Source organism: Pseudomonas sp. DVZ6, from assembly GCF_024259445.1.
In the GTDB taxonomy this organism is placed as follows: Bacteria; Pseudomonadota; Gammaproteobacteria; order Pseudomonadales; family Pseudomonadaceae; genus Aquipseudomonas; species Aquipseudomonas peradeniyensis.
The window spans coordinates 65,142-80,255 of the sequence record NZ_JANCLM010000004.1 but is presented as its reverse complement, the minus strand read 5'-3'; the positions used below and the strand labels follow the sequence as shown (position 1 = coordinate 80,255).

Genomic DNA, 15,114 nt, shown 5'->3' with positions numbered 1-15,114 from the left:
TGGGGTCGGCTCGGGATACAGGCCGATCACTTGATCAGGCTGAGGAACTCGCTGCGGGTGGAGGCGTTGTCGCGGAACTCGCCGAGCATCACCGAGGTGAGCATGGTCGAGTTCTGCTTTTCGACACCGCGCATCATCATGCACATGTGCTTGGCTTCGATGACCACCGCCACGCCCGCGGCGCCAGTTACCTGCTGCACGGCCTCGGCGATCTGGCGGCTGAGGTTTTCCTGGATCTGCAGGCGACGGGCGTACATGTCGACGATCCGCGCCACCTTGGACAGGCCCAGCACCTTGCCCTTGGGCAGGTAAGCCACGTGGGCCTTGCCGATGAACGGCAGCATGTGGTGTTCGCACATCGAGTACAGCTCGATATCCCGGACTAGCACCATTTCGCTGTTGTCGGAGGTGAACAGCGCGCCGTTGGTGACTTCTTCCAGGGTTTGCTCATAACCGCGGCAAAGGTACTTCATGGCCTTTGCGGCCCGCTTGGGCGTGTCGAGCAGGCCCTCGCGGGAGACGTCCTCGCCGATCTGGCTGAGAATCGCGGTGTAGTTCTGTTCCAGGGACATGGATCTACCTGTGGGATTTTTCGCAAAGACGAAGGGTACGGCGGCGACGGCGGCGCTGCAAGCGCGATGTCACTCGTCGCGCCCTTCGAGCATGGTTCGCTTGAGCATCACGTACACCGCGCCGGTGCCGCCGTGGCGGGCCTGGCACGAGGCAAAACCGAGCACTTGCGGGTGCTGGCGCAGCCAGGTGTTGACGTGGCTCTTGATCATCGGGCGCTTGCCGTCCAGGCGCGCGGCCTTGCCGTGGGTGACGCGCACGCAGCGCACTTCGAGCTTGGTCGCCTCGGCGATGAAGGCCCACAGCGTCTCGCGGGCCTTCTCGACGCTCATGCCGTGCAGGTCGAGGCTGCCCTCGAAGGCAATCTGGCCGAGCTTGAGCTTGCGGATCTGGGTTTCCTGGACGCCGTCACGGCGCCACATCAGTTCATCCTCGGCGCCGACGTCGATGACGAACTGGTCGGACAGGCCGTCGATCACCAACGCCTGGTCGCTGCGGATGGTCGCCGCCTGGCGCAGGCCGGCCAGCTGCTTGCGGTCGGCCTTGGGTTTGCCGACTTCGGCGCGGTCGTGCTTGATCGGCTTGACGCCCTGCACTTGGCTGCGGAAGAGGGAAAAATCGTCGTCTTGCATGGTGCCTCCACGTGGGCGGCGTAGTTTACGCGACTGCGCGTCGGCGTGAAGCCCTGAGCTGCGCGCGGTTTGTGTAGGAGCGGCCTCGTGCCGCGAAAGGGCCGCAAAGCGGCCCCGGCGATCCATGCATCGAAGCGAAAATCCTGGGGCTGCTTTGCAGCCCTTTCCGGCCGGTCCGACGCCTCGGCAAGGCCGCTCCTACAGGGGGGCGGTATAAATCTGTCAGTCGTGCTTCTTCATCAGGTGCGGCGACAGGTTCAGCTCGCGCCCTCGGCGCAGGCGGATGCGGCTGCGTCGCCAGACGCGCACGCCGATCCACAACAGCAACAACCCGACCACGACGAGAATCGCCGACAGCGGGCGGTTGGCATTGAGCTCGGCGAGCGCTGCGTAATTGCCCAGCAGGCCGGCGAAACCGGCCATGGCGAGCAAAATGCCCAGGGTGGCCAGCAGCACCGAGAAAGCGGCGGAAACCCGCGCGCCCCAGTTGCTCGGCTCGCGCTGGCGCAGGCGCTTGGCATCGAAACTGCCTTTGAGCTTCATTCGAATTCCTCAGGATCTGGTAGAGCTGATCCGGATTTCGACCTGCGGGTCACCTCGGGGTTCCGCCCGTCCGCCGGGCGGTCGTGGCTCAGACCAGGCTGGCGGTGGGGGCGACGCAGGCGAAGTTGTCGGCCATCACGGCCATCTCGCACTGGTGGATCTGCGCGGCGGGGATCACGGTGTCCTTCAGGGCCAGGTCGCGGGTCGCCGAGGCGTCTTCCACCAGGGTGCAGCGATAACCATAGTCCTTGGCGCGGCGTACGGTGGTGCTGACGCTGGAGTGGCTCATGAAACCGCAGACGATCAGGTCCAGCGGGCCGAAGGCCTGCAGCGTCTCGTGCAGCTTGGTGTTCTTGAAGGCGTTGGGCATGCGCTTGTCGATGATGGTTTCACCGGCCAGTGGCTCCAGGCCCGGGATGAACTCGCCGGCCGGCCCCTGGGGGTCGAAGCGACCGCCGACGGTGCCGAGGTGGCGCACGTGGATGATCGGGCGACCGGCCTTGCGGGCGGCATCGAGCAACCTGGCAATGTTCGCCACGGCCTCGTCCATGCCCGACAGCGCCAGCGGACCGCTCAGGTATTCCTTCTGCGCGTCGATGACGATCAGGCTGGCTTGGCCCAGCTTCGCCGGCGGGTAGTCGCGGCCAGTGAGGCGGAACATCGTGGTTGGAACGGACATCAAGGGCTCCTTGGGTAGGGCTTTTGTACGCCTATTCTCCCTTGCCTTGACGCCAATGTGAATGGTTGACAGCGCAGACAGCGTGGTTGCTGGCTTGTGGCTATCGGTTTGGCTATCAGAGGAAACAAATGTGCGGTGTGGGCTGTTAGACTTTTGTCCTGTCTGAAAAGGAGTACCCCGTGATCACATCCCGCCTGCGCACCCTGCGCGACCATATCCGCTGGGCGGTCAGCCGCTTCCATGAGCATGAACTGTTCTTCGGCCACGGTGCCGACAACGCCTGGGACGAAGCTCGCCTGCTGGTGCTCGGCGCGGTGCACCTGCCCTGGGAGGTAGCCGACAGCTACCTGGACTGCGCGCTCGAGGATGACGAAACGGTACGCCTGCAGCACCTGCTCAAGCGCCGTATCGAAGAACGCGTGCCCACCGCCTACCTGCTGGGCGAGGCCTGGTTCTGCGGCATGTCGTTCATCGTCGACGAGCGGGTGCTGGTGCCGCGCTCGCCCATCGGCGAGTTGATCGAGAAACGCTTCGAGCCGTGGCTGGCCGGCGAGCCTGCGCGCATCCTCGACCTGTGCACCGGCTCAGGCTGCATCGGCATTGTCGCCGCCGAGGTGTTCCAGGATGCCGAGGTAGTGCTGGCCGACCTGTCCTTCGACGCGCTGGAGGTGGCCAACCAGAACATCGAGCGCCATGGCCTCGATGAGCGGGTGTACACCGTGCAGGGCGATGGTTTCGCTGGCCTGCCGGGGCAGCGCTTCGACCTGATCCTGTCCAACCCGCCGTATGTCGACGCCGAGGATTTCGGCGACATGCCGGCCGAGTACCATCACGAGCCCGAGCTGGGCCTGGCCTGCGGCAACGATGGCCTGGACCTGGTGCGGCGCATGCTGGCCGAGGCGGCCGACCACTTGACCGACAAGGGCCTGATGATCGTCGAGGTGGGCAACAGCCAGGTGCATGTCGAGTCGCTCTATCCCGAGGTGGACTTCGCCTGGCTGGAGTTCGAGCGCGGTGGCCACGGGGTGTTCATGCTGACCGCCGAGCAGTGCCGGCAGCATCAGGAGCTGTTCAAGGCGCGGGTCTGAAGGATTCACACCGCCCCCTGCTGTAGGAGCGGCCTTGCCGAGGCGTCGGACCGGCCGGAAAGGGCTGCGTAGCGGCCCCAGGATATCAGTGTTGATGCAAAGATCGCCGGGGCCGCTTTGCGGCCCTTTCGCGGCACGAGGCCGCTCCTACACGGATCGCGTAGGGCAGGTCAGCGGGTGGCGATCCAGATCAGCAACCCGGCCTGGAACACCGCGAACGCCACCAGGCAGGTGATGGTGAAGCGCAGGCCGCTGTCCTCGCGACGGTACTTGGCCACCCGCTCGTCACGCTCGCGCAGCTGGGCTTCCTTCTCCATCAGGTTCTGCTCGGCCTGCTGCAGCATGCCGGCGGCCTCGAGGTTGTCCACGCGCTGCACCTTCTCGGTGTTCCAGCCGCCCTTGAGCTGGCCCACCGGCGTCTCCACCACGCGCCCCTTGAGCAACTGGCCGTCGGTGTACTCCACCGCCAGGCCGACGCTGCCCAACACATGGTCGCGGCGCAGGCGGGTGTCTTCGTTCAGGGCGTCCTTGTTCGGCAGGCTCATGCCCTCGACCCGGTAGTGCGAGCAACGCTGCTGCAGCCACTGCACCGCCTGCGCCAGCAGGTAGCGGCCAAGGCCACGGTTCAGCGGTTCCAGCTGCAGACCGGCCGGGTCGCCGATACGCACCGTGCGCGCTTCGTGGTCGACGCGGATATCCAGCTGGTTCTGTTCCTTGCGCACCTTCTGCCCCGGCAGGCGGATTTCCATGCGCAGCAGGCTGTGGGCCTTGTCGTGGCGCTCGGCGTAGCCGAACTGGACGAAACGCAGCGGGCGGGCGCCGCTGTTGCGGTCGGTCGGCAGCGGCGCCAGGCGCAGCAACTGGAAATGCTCGGCGGCAAGGTCTGCCCAGGGCAGCGGGGCGCTTTCCGGGGCTTGTTCTTCGGTCGCCTCGGCGGCGGGGGCATCGGTCATCAGGGAATCCTCAGGTGCACGGCGGCCGGGTGCCGGTACCTGCAAGGACATCGCAGATGTGGGCTTGCCCGCGATCGGGGCGCGCATGCCCCCGGATCACTGCCTTCTTAGCCGCGTTATCGGCAGGCCGGGCCAATACCTGAGGGCGCTTTCAGGCCTGCGGCAGCCCGTGGATGAACAGGACGATGCGCTCCCCCAGCTCACGGGCCAGCGGCAGCTCGGGATTGCGGTAGCTGTCACGCTGCTGGCCCATCTCCCGGGGGCTGATGCGCAGCATGTGGTTCATGCCGTCGATCAGCGCCAGCTGGGCGTCGGGCTTGGCGGCCTTGAGGCGCTCGGCGTCGGCCACCTCCACCTGGATGTCGTTGCGGCCCTGGACGATCAGCGCGGGCACCGTGAGCCGGGCGAATGCGGCCGCCGGGTCCTGGTGCAGCAGGGTGATCAGATACGGCTGCACGCTGGGGCGAAATACCTGGCGCAGCGGGGCGGGCACGTCGAGGCTGGTCTGCCCGGCCTGCAACCGGTCGATCAGTGCCACGCCACCGGCCAGTTGCGCCGGAGGCAGGCGCTGGGCCAGTTGTTCACGCAGCACGTCGGCCACCGGCCGGCCGCTGCCGGCCAGGGTGATCACCGCGCTGGCGCCGGCCTGCTCGGCGGCCAGGCTGGCGATCAGCGCGCCTTCGCTGTGGCCGACCAGGATCAGCGGACCGAAGCGCGGGTCCTGGCGCAACGCGCGCCCCCAGGCCACCACGTCGGCGACATAGCGTTCGACGCTGAGGTCGCGTTCGTCGGGGGTGGCCGGCTGGCTGGCGGCCACGCCGCGCTTGTCGAAGCGCACGCTGGCGATGTGCTCGCCGGCCAGCAGCAGGGCCAGGCGCTTGAGGTTGTCGATGCGTCCGGAGGCAGGGTTGTTGCCATCGCGGTCGGTAGGGCCGGAGCCGGCGATGATCAGCACCACCGGTGGCGGGGTGGTTTGCTGGGGCAGCAGCAGGCTGCCGTGCAGCACGCCCTGGCCGGTGTCCAGGTCGATGGGGCGTTGCAGTACGGTGGGCGCGGCCTGGGCGAGGCTGGCGCAGAACAGCAGGAGCAGGGCGGCGAGGCGCGACTTCATGGAGGGGTACTACATGGCTAGGTGTCATTGAGACATTGCAGCGCGATGAAGGTTCGCATGGCTCGCTTGCCGTGCCGGCCTCTTCGCGGGTAAACCCGCTCCCACAGTGAGATGGGCCGGCCTGTGGGAGCAACTGTCTTGCTCAATTTTTAGAATCTGGCGCGATCCCTGTGGGAGCGGGTTTACCCGCGAAGAGGCCGGCATGGGCAACCCATCCTGTAGCGTTTTCCGTATACTGCCGCTTTCGATCACCTCAGGCAGATTCGCGGAGCGTCCATGTCCGGCAATACCTACGGCAAGCTGTTCACTGTCACCACCGCTGGCGAGAGCCATGGCCCGGCGTTGGTCGCCATTGTCGACGGCTGCCCGCCAGGCCTGGAAATCTCCCTCGCCGACCTGCAGCACGACCTCGATCGGCGCAAGCCCGGCACCAGCCGGCACACCACCCAGCGCCAGGAGCCGGATGAAGTGGAGATCCTCTCCGGCGTGTTCGAAGGGCGTACCACCGGCTGCTCGATCGGCCTCTTGATCCGCAACACCGACCAGAAGTCCAAGGACTATTCGGCGATCAAGGACCTGTTCCGCCCGGCCCACGCCGACTACACCTACCACCACAAGTACGGCATCCGCGACTACCGCGGCGGTGGCCGCAGCTCGGCGCGCGAGACCGCCATGCGCGTGGCGGCCGGCGCCATCGCCAAGAAGTACCTGGCCACCCAGGGCATCCGCGTGCGCGGCTACATGAGCCAGCTCGGCCCGATCGAGATCCCGTTCAAGACCTGGGACTCGGTCGAGCACAACGCCTTCTTCAGCCCCGACCCGGACAAGGTGCCGGAGCTCGAGGCTTACATGGACCAGCTGCGCCGCGACCAGGACTCGGTGGGGGCGAAGATCACCGTGGTCGCCGAAGGCGTGATGCCGGGCCTGGGCGAGCCGATCTTCGACCGCCTCGACGCCGAGCTTGCCCATGCGCTGATGAGCATCAACGCGGTCAAGGGCGTGGAAATCGGCGCCGGCTTTGCCAGCGTCGCCCAGCGTGGCACCGAGCACCGTGACGAACTGACCCCCGAGGGCTTCCTCAGCAACAATGCCGGCGGCATCCTCGGCGGTATCTCTTCGGGCCAGCCGATCGTCGCTCACCTGGCGCTCAAGCCGACCTCGAGCATCACCACCCCGGGCCGTTCGATCGACGTCGACGGCAACCCGGTCGAGGTGATCACCAAGGGCCGTCACGACCCGTGCGTCGGCATCCGCGCCACGCCGATCGCCGAGGCGATGATGGCCATCGCCTTGATGGACCACCTGCTGCGCCACCGGGCGCAGAATGCCGACGTGAAAGTGGGCACCCCGGTACTGGGCCAGCTCTGACTTAGCCAGGGTCGGCCTCTTCGCGGGTAAACCCGCTCCCACAGGGATCTCCAATGCTGCGAGATCCCTGTGGGAGCGGGTTTACCCGCGAAGAGGCCGGTGCAGGCTCATACAAGGCCCATCCCATGCCCCCGATCCCTTACTGGCGCCTCTCCAGCTTCTACCTCTTCTACTTCGCCCTGCTCGGCTCCACCGCGCCGTTCCTGGCCCTGTACTTCGACCACCTGGGCTTCTCCCCGGCACGCATCGGCGAGCTGGTGGCCATCCCCATGCTGATGCGCTGCGTCGCACCCAACCTGTGGGGCTGGCTGGGCGACCGCAGTGGCCAGCGCCTGCTGATCGTGCGTCTGGGCGCGCTGTCGACCCTGGCGACCTTTTCGCTGATCTTCTTCGGCAACAGCTATGCCTGGCTGGCGATGGTCATGGCCCTGCACGCGTTCTTCTGGCACGCGGTGCTGCCGCAGTTCGAGGTGATCACCCTGGCCCACCTGCATGGCCAGACCGCGCGCTACAGCCAGGTGCGACTGTGGGGCTCGATCGGCTTCATCCTCGCCGTGGTCGGTCTTGGGCGCCTGTTCGAATGGCTGAGCCTGGACATCTACCCGGTGGCACTGGTGGCGATCATGGCCGGGATCGTCGCCGCCAGCCTCTGGGTGCCCAACGCGCAACCGGTGGAACAGGCCGAGCGGCGCGGGGCAGGGGGCTTTCTCGCGCAGGTGCGGGCGCCCGGCGTGCTGGCCTTCTATGTGTGCGTGGCCCTCATGCAGCTCAGCCACGGGCCGTACTACACCTTCCTCACCCTGCACCTGGAGCACCTGGGCTACAGCCGTGGTGCCATCGGTCTGCTGTGGGCGCTGGGGGTGGTGGCCGAGGTGCTGGTGTTCATGGGCATGAGCCGGATTTTCGCCCGTTTTTCCGTGCGCAAGGTGCTGCTGGCGAGTTTCCTGCTGGCCGCCGTGCGCTGGCTGTTGCTGGGCAACCTGGCCGATATCCCGGCGGCGCTGGTGTTCGCCCAGGTGCTGCACGCGGCCACGTTCGGCTGTTTCCACGCCGCGGCCATTGCCTTTGTCGGGGCCAGTTTCGGCGCCCGTCAGCAGGGCCAGGGCCAGGCGCTGTACGCGGCGCTCTCGGGCACCGGCGGCGCGCTGGGCGCCTTGTACTCGGGTTACAGCTGGAAACTGCTGGGCCCGCACTTCACCTTTGGTATGGCCAGCGTCGCGGCACTCGCGGCAGCCGTTATCATAGCCTTCCGACTCAAAGACAGCAGGAACCACCCCTGATGAGCATCCTCAGCGTATTCGACCCGTCCAGCCCGGAACTGCCGCACAAGGTGCTGACCCACCACGACGACATTGCCGCGACCCTGGCTGAGCAGGGCGTGCGCTTCGGCCGCTGGCAGTCCGGTGCGCGCCTGCGTCCGGGCAGCAGCCAGGAAGAAGTGGTCGCGGCGTGCGGTGAGCCGCTCGACCAGCTGATGACCGCCCATGGCAGCGTGGTGTTCGGTGTGCTCAGCCGCGATGGCGTCGACCCAAGCCAGGTCGACCTGCGCGACGAGCATGTGCATGAGGGCGAGGAAGTGTTCGCGCTGATCAGCGGGCGCGGGCAGGTCAGCCTGCGTTTGGGAGACGCGGTGTACGCCGTGTTGTGCGAGAAGGACGATGTGCTGGTGGTGCCCGCCGGTACACGGCGCTGGCTGGACCTGGGCGACACCCCGTTCTGCCTGGCCCTGCGCCTGTTCGCCAGCGAGCAGGCGGTGCAGCCGCGGTTCACCGGTGATGGAACAGCCCGGCAATTTGCCGGGCTCGACGAACTCTGAAAGGGTCGGGTCGCGCAATCAGCGGTAGGTCGGCAGGGCGAAGCGTTGCTGGCTCTGCAGCATCGAGATCACCGGCAGCTCGCTCGGCTGCCCGGCCAGGTCGCGGCGGATGGCGCTGATCGCCCAGGACAGTTGCTCGGCGCTGTGCAGCTGCGCATAGGTCAGCACGCGGCGGGTGACGATGCCGTCGCTGGCGCGCAGGGTCAGCAGGACACCGCCGTCCGGACGCGGCTGGGTGGTGACCTGGTAGGCGGCGAAGACCGAGGCGAATTTTTCCTGGATGAGGTCCATATCAACTCCTGACTGTTGTACTGGCAGACTTGAGTTGATGATTGCAGCGGCCGTGCCAGCCTTTGCTCAAGAAAAAAACCTTTAAAATCAATTACTTAAATTTGTTTTTATAAGGTTGCGCATTGCAATTTGCACGCCCGTGCATTTTGCACAGTGCATTTTGCACGGTCATAGCCTGGCTCTCTGCCGCCGATAGAATCTGAACCCTGGACCGCTCGCCGCTGCCTGATGGACACTTGGGCCATTGCCAGATGCCAGGAGGTTCCCGATGTCCGATCACCAGCCCGCCACCATGACCGCCGAAGAAACCGCGGCCTTCGCCGAGGAGGTCTTCGAGCGCGCCCGCCGCGGCGACGCGAACATGCTCGGTCGCCTGCTCGACGGTGGCCTGCCCGCCGACCTGCGCAACCACAAGGGCGACACCTTGCTGATGCTGGCCAGTTACCACGGCCACCACGACGCCGTGCGAGTGCTGCTGGCCCATGGCGCCGACGCACTGATCGCCAATGACAACGGCCAGTTGCCCATGGCCGGCGCCGCTTTCAAGGGCGACCTGGCGATGATCCGCCTGCTGCTCGAGCACGGCGTGCCGGTGGATGCCGCCGCCGCGGACGGCCGCACCGCGCTGATGCTGGCGGCGATGTTCAACCGCCTGGAGATCATCGACTACCTGCTGGCCCAGGGGGCCGATCCGGCACGGCGTGACGCGGCCGGCGCCACCGCGCTGACGGCTGCGCGGACCATGGGCGCGGTGGACGCCGCCGCACGCCTGGAGGCGAAGGCCGGCTAACCCTTCGGGGGCGTTTGCGGCTATCCTTGGCGCCTTTCACGCCAACCCGCAGGGCCCCCCATGAAAGACCAGTTGCTCGAACTCATCCGCCTCATCGGCGCCGGCTGCATGCGCGATGAGGAGATCGAGCGCATCGCCGCCGAGGCCGCCCAGGCCTACGCCGACCCCGCCGCCTTCCTCGCCGCCAACCCGGACATCAACTACGACGACAGCTTCCCGTTCCCGCTGGGCGAATGGGTGGTGGTCGGCAGCCTGCCCGATACCGTGCTGTTCCAGGCCGACAGCTACCAGGACCTGTTCAAGCAGATCAGCGACTCGTTCGACAAGAGCGTGCCGTTCACCCTCAAGTCCAAGCAGCTGGCGCGCACCGAGGCGCTGACCGCGCTCAACCGCATCCAGGTGCAGATGGGCGCGCTGAACAAGGAAGCCGGGGGCTACGTGCTGCTGAACTTCAGCCAGCTGCTCGATGACGAGCTGCAGATGGTGATGGTGGGGCAGAATGACCTGGCCCGTGTGCTGGAGTTGGGCGAGGCCGTAGGCATCAAGGTGGAGCCGGCGCTGGAGGCGCTGAAGGTGGCGGTGCACGTCTAAGCAACGATTCCCCCTGTAGGAGCGGCCTTGTGCCGCGAAAGGGCTGCGAAGCAGCCCCGGGATTTCAGCGTCAATACAATGATCGCGGGGCCGCTTTGCGGCCCTTTCGCGGCACAAGGCCGCTCCTACAGGGATTGCGCATTGGCCTTTCAGCCCAACGCGGTATCAAGAAACATCATCACCGCGAACCCGCCCATCAGCCCCAGCGTCGCCGCAGTCTGGTGCCCATTGCGATGGGTCTCCGGAATCACCTCGTGGGATACCACGAAGATCATCGCTCCCGCCGCCAGGCCCATGCTGATCGGGTAGGCCAGGGCGAAGCCGGTGGAAATGCCCAGGCCGATCACCGCGCCCAGCGGCTCCATCAGGCCCGAACCGATCGCCACCATCATCGCCTTGAAGTTCGACAGCCCCGTGGCGCGCAGGGCCAGGGCCACGGCCAGGCCTTCGGGGATGTCCTGGATGGCGATGGCGCTGGTCAGCGGCAGGCCGATGTTCATGTCGCCGTTGGCGAAGCTCACACCGATGGCCATGCCCTCGGGCAGGTTGTGCAGGGTGATGGCCAGCACGAACAGCCACACCCGGCTGACCCGCTCGGCCTGCGGGCCACAAGGGCCGGTGCTTTCATGCTCGTGCGGGGTGAAGCGGTCCAGGCCGAGCATCAGTAGCACCCCGAGGCCCATGCCCAGGACCACGGTGAAGGCCGCCGCCGGGCCGTTGCCGGTGATTTCGCGGGCGGCGTCCAGGCCCGGCAGGATCAGCGAGAACGAACTGGCGGCGAGCATCATGCCGGCGGCAAAGCCCAGCATCACATCCTGGGTGCGGGCGTTGACGTCGCGCAGGATCACCGCGAGCACCGCGCCCAGGGCGGTGGCGCCGAAGCCCGACAGCCCACCGAGCAGGGCCAGGTGCAGGTTGTCGGCGTGGTCACCGTTGACCGCGTTCCACAGGCTCGCCAGCAACAGCGCGGCGACGGCCAGCAGGCTCAGGGCCAGGCCGGCGCTGAGCCAGGGCGTGGCCAGGGCCTGTTGCCGCCAGGCGCTGAACATTGAGTCGGGGACGGCACTTTGGGTGTGGGCAGGGGGCATGCGAACCTCGGGGCAGTGAATGACAGCAGTCTATCCACTGACCCGTACGCCCGGCCAAGGATTCCCTTCTATCGGGGCCATAGCCAGCTATGCTCTTGAACACATTTACCGTGCGGGAGCGGCGCCATGGGGTCCACCTTCAACAGCCTGGTCGGTCTGATCATCCTGGCCCTGGATATCTGGGCCATTCTCAATGTGCTCAAGAGCGGCGCCGAGGTCGGCAGCAAGGTGCTGTGGATCCTGCTGATCCTGCTGCTGCCGGTGCTGGGGCTGATCATCTGGGCAATCGCCGGGCCGCGGGGCAATGTGCGGATCTGACTATGGGGACATGGCACCGGCTTTGCCTGTTGATTCAGTTGAGTCAACCGGAACGGCGTGGGAGCGGGCTTGCCCCGCGATGCGGTGTTGGGCACCGGCTTCGCCGGTGATCGCGGGGCAAGCCCGCTCCTACAGGTTATGTAAGCGATAGTTGCTCTCGACAAAATTTTCACACTCGATTTTTGAAAATCCGCGCCGCACAATGCGGCCTTGGTCTCACCTCGCCCTCGAGGGCCCGACCACCAGGCTGTTGGCGACTTCGCCTTCCCGCAAACCGCAATCCTAGGACCTCTCCATTCATGGCTAACACGGACGCCTTGAAGCAACAGGGCGTGCGAGGCTCGTTCTCGCCGACCCTGAAATCCCACCTGGCCTACACGTTGCTCAGTGGCCTGGTGATCATGCTGATGCTCAGCCTGGTGCGCCTGGCGCTGCTGGTCTACAACAGCGACATGATCGGCGACACGCCGAACTCGACCGTCGCCGAGGGCTTCCTCAACGGCCTGCGCTTCGACCTGCGGGTGGTGGTGTACATCAGCATCCCGTTGCTGCTGGCGCTGCTCAGCCCCTGGCTGATGGCCCGCCGTGGCTTCTTCCGCTTCTGGCTGACCATTGCCTCGAGCGTGGTGATGTTCCTCGGCCTGATGGAGATGGACTTCTACCGCGAGTTCCACCAGCGCCTGAACGGCCTGGTGTTCCAGTACATCAAGGAAGACCCCAAGACCGTCATGAGCATGCTCTGGTACGGTTTCCCGGTGGTCCGCTACCTGCTGGCCTGGCTGGTCGGCACCTGGCTGCTGAGCCTGCTGTTCAAGGGCATCGATCGCCTGACCCGTGGCGAGCAAAACGTCCAGCCCGCCAGCAGCCGCAAGCTCGCGCCGTGGTATGGCCGCCTGGCAGTGTTCATGGTCGTACTGCTGGTGGCCGTGGTCGCCGCCCGTGGCACCCTGCGCCAGGGCCCGCCGATGCGCTGGGGCGACGCCTTCACCACCGATTCGAACTTCGTCAACCAGCTGGGCCTGAACGGCACGCTGACCCTGATCGACGCCGCCAAGAGCCGCTTCGGCGAGGACCGCGCCAACATCTGGAAGCCGGTACTCGAGCAGCCGCTGGCCACCCAGACCGTGCGCGAGCAGCTGCTGACCGCCAACGACACCCTGGTCGATGCCGACGAGGCCGCGATCCGTCGCGACTTCGTGCCGCCCGTGGCGAACACGCTGCCGGTCAAGAACGTGGTGGTCATCCTCATGGAAAGCTTCGCCGGCCACTCGGTGGGCGCCCTGGGCAGTCCGAACAACATCACCCCGTACTTCGACAAGCTGGCCAAGGAAGGTCTGCTGTTCGACCGCTTCTTCTCCAACGGCACCCACACCCACCAGGGCATGTTCGCCACCATGGCCTGCTTCCCCAACCTGCCGGGCTTCGAGTACCTGATGCAGACCCCGGAAGGCGGCCACAAGCTGTCCGGCCTGCCGGCGCTGCTCAGTGCCCGCGACTATGACGATGTCTACGTCTACAACGGTGACTTCGCCTGGGACAACCAATCCGGGTTCTTCGGCAACCAGGGCATGACCACCTTCATCGGCCGCAACGACTTCGTCGACCCGGTGTTCTCCGACCCGACCTGGGGCGTGTCCGACCAGGACATGTTCAATCGCGGCAACGAAGAGCTGGCCAAGCACGACGGCAAGAAGCCGATCTACGCGCTGCTGCAGACCCTCTCCAACCACACGCCGTATGCCTTGCCCAAGGACCTGCCGGTGGAGAAGGTCACCGGCCAAGGGCGCCTGGACGAGCACCTGACCGCCATGCGCTATTCCGACTGGGCGCTGGGCCAGTTCTTCGAGAAGGCCCGCAAGGAGCCGTACTTCAAGGACACCCTGTTCGTCATCGTCGGCGACCATGGCTTCGGCAACCACCAGCAGGTCACCGAGCTGGACCTGGGCCGCTTCAACGTGCCGCTGTTGCTGATTGCCCCGGGCATCCAGGAGAAGTTCGGCGCGGTCAACCACACCGTGGGTACCCAGGTGGACATCGTGCCGACCATCATGGGCCGCCTGGGTGGCCAGGCCCGCCACCAGTGCTGGGGCCGCGACCTGCTCAACCTGCCTGAGGGCGACCAGGGCGTGGGCATGATCAAACCGTCGGGCAGCGAGCAGATCGTCGGCCTGGTGCAGGGCGATCGCATCCTCATCGAGTCCAAGGACATGACCCCGCGGATGTACCGTTACCAGCTGGGCCGTGAGTTCAAGGCCGAACTGATCGAAAGCCCCGACCAGCCGGAAATGCTCAAGAAGCTCGAGGCCTATATCCAGACCGCGACCAAGAGCCTGCTGGACAACACCGCCGGTGTCGTCCACGGCACGCCGAAGTAAGGCCGCCGCCTGCCCCATGAAGCCCGCCCTGAACCGGCGGGCTTTTTTCATGCGGTTTCATGTATGCGGCTGAACATTCATCCCTGCACCATGGTCAAGTGAGTACGCCGTTCCATTCACCGTTGCGCCAGCGAGGGCTGATCGATGAAAGCATGGGAAGTCAGCTTTGCAGACCAGAAAGGCGAGCCGCAAACGCTGTTGCTCAATGCCGAGCAGCGCCCCAGCGAGGAAGATGCCGCACGCGCCATCCGTTCGCGCCTGTTCCCGCTCATGGACGAACTGGACCTCAACGACTTCCAGGACCGCAGCTTTTCCCCCACGGCGCGCTGGCTCAAGGAACAGAGCGGCGTGACCATCACCACCATTCGCGAAGCGCCCTGAACCGGGTGTCTCTGGCGTAGCGCTGTCTCAGGCGCTACGCTCAAGTCAGGCGCCGGCCTTCTCTGCGGGCCGCCGCCGTTTTCATCGCGTCTTGCAATCCGCTCGTATTGTCAGGCATTCCTTGTGTGCCAGGCAGGTGCGTTGTGCACGGAAAGTCTATCCATTGCTTTGCAGGAGGACGTTTCATGAGCAGCCAGAACGACGACATCAGCAGCAGTGTCCTGCGCCAGATGAAAGCTGGCGGTTTTGATTTCACCCGCATCCATCCCATCGAGTTCTACGCCGTGTTTCCCAGCGAGGCGGGTGCACGCCGGGCAGCGGGGCAGTTTCGTGGCGAATCGCTCAACGCCCAGGTGAGCGAGCGCGACGACGGCGCCTGGCACCTGGAGTTGAGCAAGGTGATGTACGCCACCCATGGCGGTATCGGCGCCTTCGAACAGGCCTTTGAACAGGTCGTCTCGCCCTACGGCGGCGAAGTCGAGGGTTGGGGCGTCAAGCAGGAAAGGCCGATCGCCTAGAC

The 15,114-nt window shown here is 66.0% G+C and carries 18 protein-coding genes; 10 read left to right on the top strand and 8 right to left on the bottom strand.

What is annotated here, in order from left to right:
* Positions 1–26: 26 nt before the first annotated feature.
* The 4 genes from folE to NMG10_RS03800 all read right to left on the bottom strand — a co-directional run bounded on the left by folE (position 27) and on the right by NMG10_RS03800 (position 2,424).
* Entirely contained in the window at positions 27–572 is a 546-nt protein-coding gene (folE, locus tag NMG10_RS03815) for a GTP cyclohydrolase I FolE (RefSeq protein WP_110736603.1), read from the bottom strand.
* A 69-nt stretch (positions 573–641) separates the two neighbouring features.
* Positions 642–1,202, bottom strand: coding sequence for a Smr/MutS family protein (locus tag NMG10_RS03810; protein WP_232856412.1), 561 nt, complete (start codon positions 1,200–1,202; stop codon positions 642–644).
* Between the two features lie 222 nt (positions 1,203–1,424).
* Entirely contained in the window at positions 1,425–1,745 is a 321-nt protein-coding gene (locus NMG10_RS03805; RefSeq protein ID WP_203647603.1) for a hypothetical protein, read from the bottom strand.
* A gap of 88 nt (positions 1,746–1,833) precedes the next feature.
* Positions 1,834–2,424 (bottom strand): cysteine hydrolase family protein, encoded by a 591-nt coding sequence (locus NMG10_RS03800; RefSeq protein ID WP_050704637.1) that lies wholly within the window; start codon positions 2,422–2,424, stop codon positions 1,834–1,836.
* Positions 2,425–2,603: 179 nt separating this feature from the next.
* Between NMG10_RS03800 and prmB the strand changes: the two genes are divergently transcribed.
* Complete coding sequence (prmB, locus tag NMG10_RS03795; RefSeq protein WP_198742723.1) at positions 2,604–3,512, top strand: 50S ribosomal protein L3 N(5)-glutamine methyltransferase; 909 nt, start codon at positions 2,604–2,606, stop codon at positions 3,510–3,512.
* A gap of 170 nt (positions 3,513–3,682) precedes the next feature.
* On the opposite strand, the gene NMG10_RS03790 is transcribed toward prmB, so the two are convergent.
* Both NMG10_RS03790 and NMG10_RS03785 read right to left on the bottom strand, forming a co-directional pair.
* Positions 3,683–4,465 (bottom strand): hypothetical protein, encoded by a 783-nt coding sequence (locus tag NMG10_RS03790; protein ID WP_254463850.1) that lies wholly within the window; start codon positions 4,463–4,465, stop codon positions 3,683–3,685.
* 151 nt (positions 4,466–4,616) lie between these two features.
* Entirely contained in the window at positions 4,617–5,576 is a 960-nt protein-coding gene (locus NMG10_RS03785; protein ID WP_234562876.1) for an alpha/beta hydrolase, read from the bottom strand.
* 276 nt (positions 5,577–5,852) lie between these two features.
* On the opposite strand from NMG10_RS03785, the gene aroC reads away from it, so the two are divergent.
* From aroC to NMG10_RS03770, 3 genes are all read left to right on the top strand, one after another.
* Entirely contained in the window at positions 5,853–6,944 is a 1,092-nt protein-coding gene (aroC, locus tag NMG10_RS03780) for a chorismate synthase (protein ID WP_203647600.1), read from the top strand.
* A 125-nt stretch (positions 6,945–7,069) separates the two neighbouring features.
* Positions 7,070–8,224 (top strand): MFS transporter, encoded by a 1,155-nt coding sequence (locus tag NMG10_RS03775; RefSeq protein WP_232856410.1) that lies wholly within the window; start codon positions 7,070–7,072, stop codon positions 8,222–8,224.
* Complete coding sequence (locus tag NMG10_RS03770) at positions 8,224–8,760, top strand: oxidase (RefSeq protein ID WP_232856409.1); 537 nt, start codon at positions 8,224–8,226, stop codon at positions 8,758–8,760. The genes NMG10_RS03775 and NMG10_RS03770 overlap by 1 nt, the downstream gene beginning before the upstream one ends.
* An 18-nt stretch (positions 8,761–8,778) precedes the next feature.
* On the opposite strand, the gene NMG10_RS03765 is transcribed toward NMG10_RS03770, so the two are convergent.
* Positions 8,779–9,051 carry a DUF3509 domain-containing protein gene (locus NMG10_RS03765; RefSeq protein ID WP_203647597.1) on the bottom strand — a complete coding sequence of 91 codons (273 nt, stop codon included), beginning with the start codon at positions 9,049–9,051 and terminating at the stop codon, positions 8,779–8,781.
* 268 nt (positions 9,052–9,319) lie between these two features.
* On the opposite strand from NMG10_RS03765, the gene NMG10_RS03760 reads away from it, so the two are divergent.
* On the top strand, positions 9,320–9,841 hold the full coding sequence (locus tag NMG10_RS03760) for an ankyrin repeat domain-containing protein (RefSeq protein WP_254463849.1): 522 nt from the start codon (positions 9,320–9,322) through the stop codon (positions 9,839–9,841).
* Between the two features lie 60 nt (positions 9,842–9,901).
* Complete coding sequence (locus tag NMG10_RS03755) at positions 9,902–10,432, top strand: hypothetical protein (RefSeq protein ID WP_203647595.1); 531 nt, start codon at positions 9,902–9,904, stop codon at positions 10,430–10,432.
* A gap of 149 nt (positions 10,433–10,581) precedes the next feature.
* Here NMG10_RS03755 and NMG10_RS03750 read toward each other — a convergent pair whose 3' ends face one another.
* Positions 10,582–11,520 (bottom strand): ZIP family metal transporter, encoded by a 939-nt coding sequence (locus NMG10_RS03750; RefSeq protein WP_203647594.1) that lies wholly within the window; start codon positions 11,518–11,520, stop codon positions 10,582–10,584.
* Positions 11,521–11,646: 126 nt separating this feature from the next.
* On the opposite strand from NMG10_RS03750, the gene NMG10_RS03745 reads away from it, so the two are divergent.
* The 4 genes from NMG10_RS03745 to NMG10_RS03730 all read left to right on the top strand — a co-directional run bounded on the left by NMG10_RS03745 (position 11,647) and on the right by NMG10_RS03730 (position 15,112).
* A complete protein-coding gene (locus tag NMG10_RS03745) occupies positions 11,647–11,838 on the top strand; it encodes a PLDc N-terminal domain-containing protein (RefSeq protein ID WP_203647593.1) in 192 nt (63 codons plus the stop codon).
* 299 nt (positions 11,839–12,137) lie between these two features.
* Complete coding sequence (locus NMG10_RS03740) at positions 12,138–14,213, top strand: LTA synthase family protein (RefSeq protein ID WP_254463848.1); 2,076 nt, start codon at positions 12,138–12,140, stop codon at positions 14,211–14,213.
* A 144-nt stretch (positions 14,214–14,357) separates the two neighbouring features.
* Entirely contained in the window at positions 14,358–14,594 is a 237-nt protein-coding gene (locus NMG10_RS03735) for a hypothetical protein (protein WP_110736624.1), read from the top strand.
* Between the two features lie 185 nt (positions 14,595–14,779).
* Entirely contained in the window at positions 14,780–15,112 is a 333-nt protein-coding gene (locus NMG10_RS03730) for a ribonuclease E inhibitor RraB (RefSeq protein WP_186712832.1), read from the top strand.
* The last annotated feature ends 2 nt before the right edge of the window (positions 15,113–15,114 follow it).

What these genes read in the sequence shown, in the direction of transcription:
- NMG10_RS03730 (WP_186712832.1), top strand. Translation starts at nt 14,780, where the DNA reads ATGAGCAGCCAGAACGACGACATCAGCAGCAGTGTCCTGCGCCAGATG.
- NMG10_RS03805 (WP_203647603.1), bottom strand. Translation starts at nt 1,745, where the DNA reads ATGAAGCTCAAAGGCAGTTTCGATGCCAAGCGCCTGCGCCAGCGCGAG.
- NMG10_RS03765 (WP_203647597.1), bottom strand. Translation starts at nt 9,051, where the DNA reads ATGGACCTCATCCAGGAAAAATTCGCCTCGGTCTTCGCCGCCTACCAG.
- NMG10_RS03745 (WP_203647593.1), top strand. Translation starts at nt 11,647, where the DNA reads ATGGGGTCCACCTTCAACAGCCTGGTCGGTCTGATCATCCTGGCCCTG.
- aroC (WP_203647600.1), top strand. Translation starts at nt 5,853, where the DNA reads ATGTCCGGCAATACCTACGGCAAGCTGTTCACTGTCACCACCGCTGGC.
- NMG10_RS03750 (WP_203647594.1), bottom strand. Translation starts at nt 11,520, where the DNA reads ATGCCCCCTGCCCACACCCAAAGTGCCGTCCCCGACTCAATGTTCAGC.
- NMG10_RS03775 (WP_232856410.1), top strand. Translation starts at nt 7,070, where the DNA reads ATGCCCCCGATCCCTTACTGGCGCCTCTCCAGCTTCTACCTCTTCTAC.
- NMG10_RS03760 (WP_254463849.1), top strand. Translation starts at nt 9,320, where the DNA reads ATGTCCGATCACCAGCCCGCCACCATGACCGCCGAAGAAACCGCGGCC.
- NMG10_RS03735 (WP_110736624.1), top strand. Translation starts at nt 14,358, where the DNA reads ATGAAAGCATGGGAAGTCAGCTTTGCAGACCAGAAAGGCGAGCCGCAA.
- NMG10_RS03770 (WP_232856409.1), top strand. Translation starts at nt 8,224, where the DNA reads ATGAGCATCCTCAGCGTATTCGACCCGTCCAGCCCGGAACTGCCGCAC.
- NMG10_RS03740 (WP_254463848.1), top strand. Translation starts at nt 12,138, where the DNA reads ATGGCTAACACGGACGCCTTGAAGCAACAGGGCGTGCGAGGCTCGTTC.
- folE (WP_110736603.1), bottom strand. Translation starts at nt 572, where the DNA reads ATGTCCCTGGAACAGAACTACACCGCGATTCTCAGCCAGATCGGCGAG.
- NMG10_RS03785 (WP_234562876.1), bottom strand. Translation starts at nt 5,576, where the DNA reads ATGAAGTCGCGCCTCGCCGCCCTGCTCCTGCTGTTCTGCGCCAGCCTC.
- NMG10_RS03810 (WP_232856412.1), bottom strand. Translation starts at nt 1,202, where the DNA reads ATGCAAGACGACGATTTTTCCCTCTTCCGCAGCCAAGTGCAGGGCGTC.
- NMG10_RS03755 (WP_203647595.1), top strand. Translation starts at nt 9,902, where the DNA reads ATGAAAGACCAGTTGCTCGAACTCATCCGCCTCATCGGCGCCGGCTGC.
- NMG10_RS03790 (WP_254463850.1), bottom strand. Translation starts at nt 4,465, where the DNA reads ATGACCGATGCCCCCGCCGCCGAGGCGACCGAAGAACAAGCCCCGGAA.
- NMG10_RS03800 (WP_050704637.1), bottom strand. Translation starts at nt 2,424, where the DNA reads ATGTCCGTTCCAACCACGATGTTCCGCCTCACTGGCCGCGACTACCCG.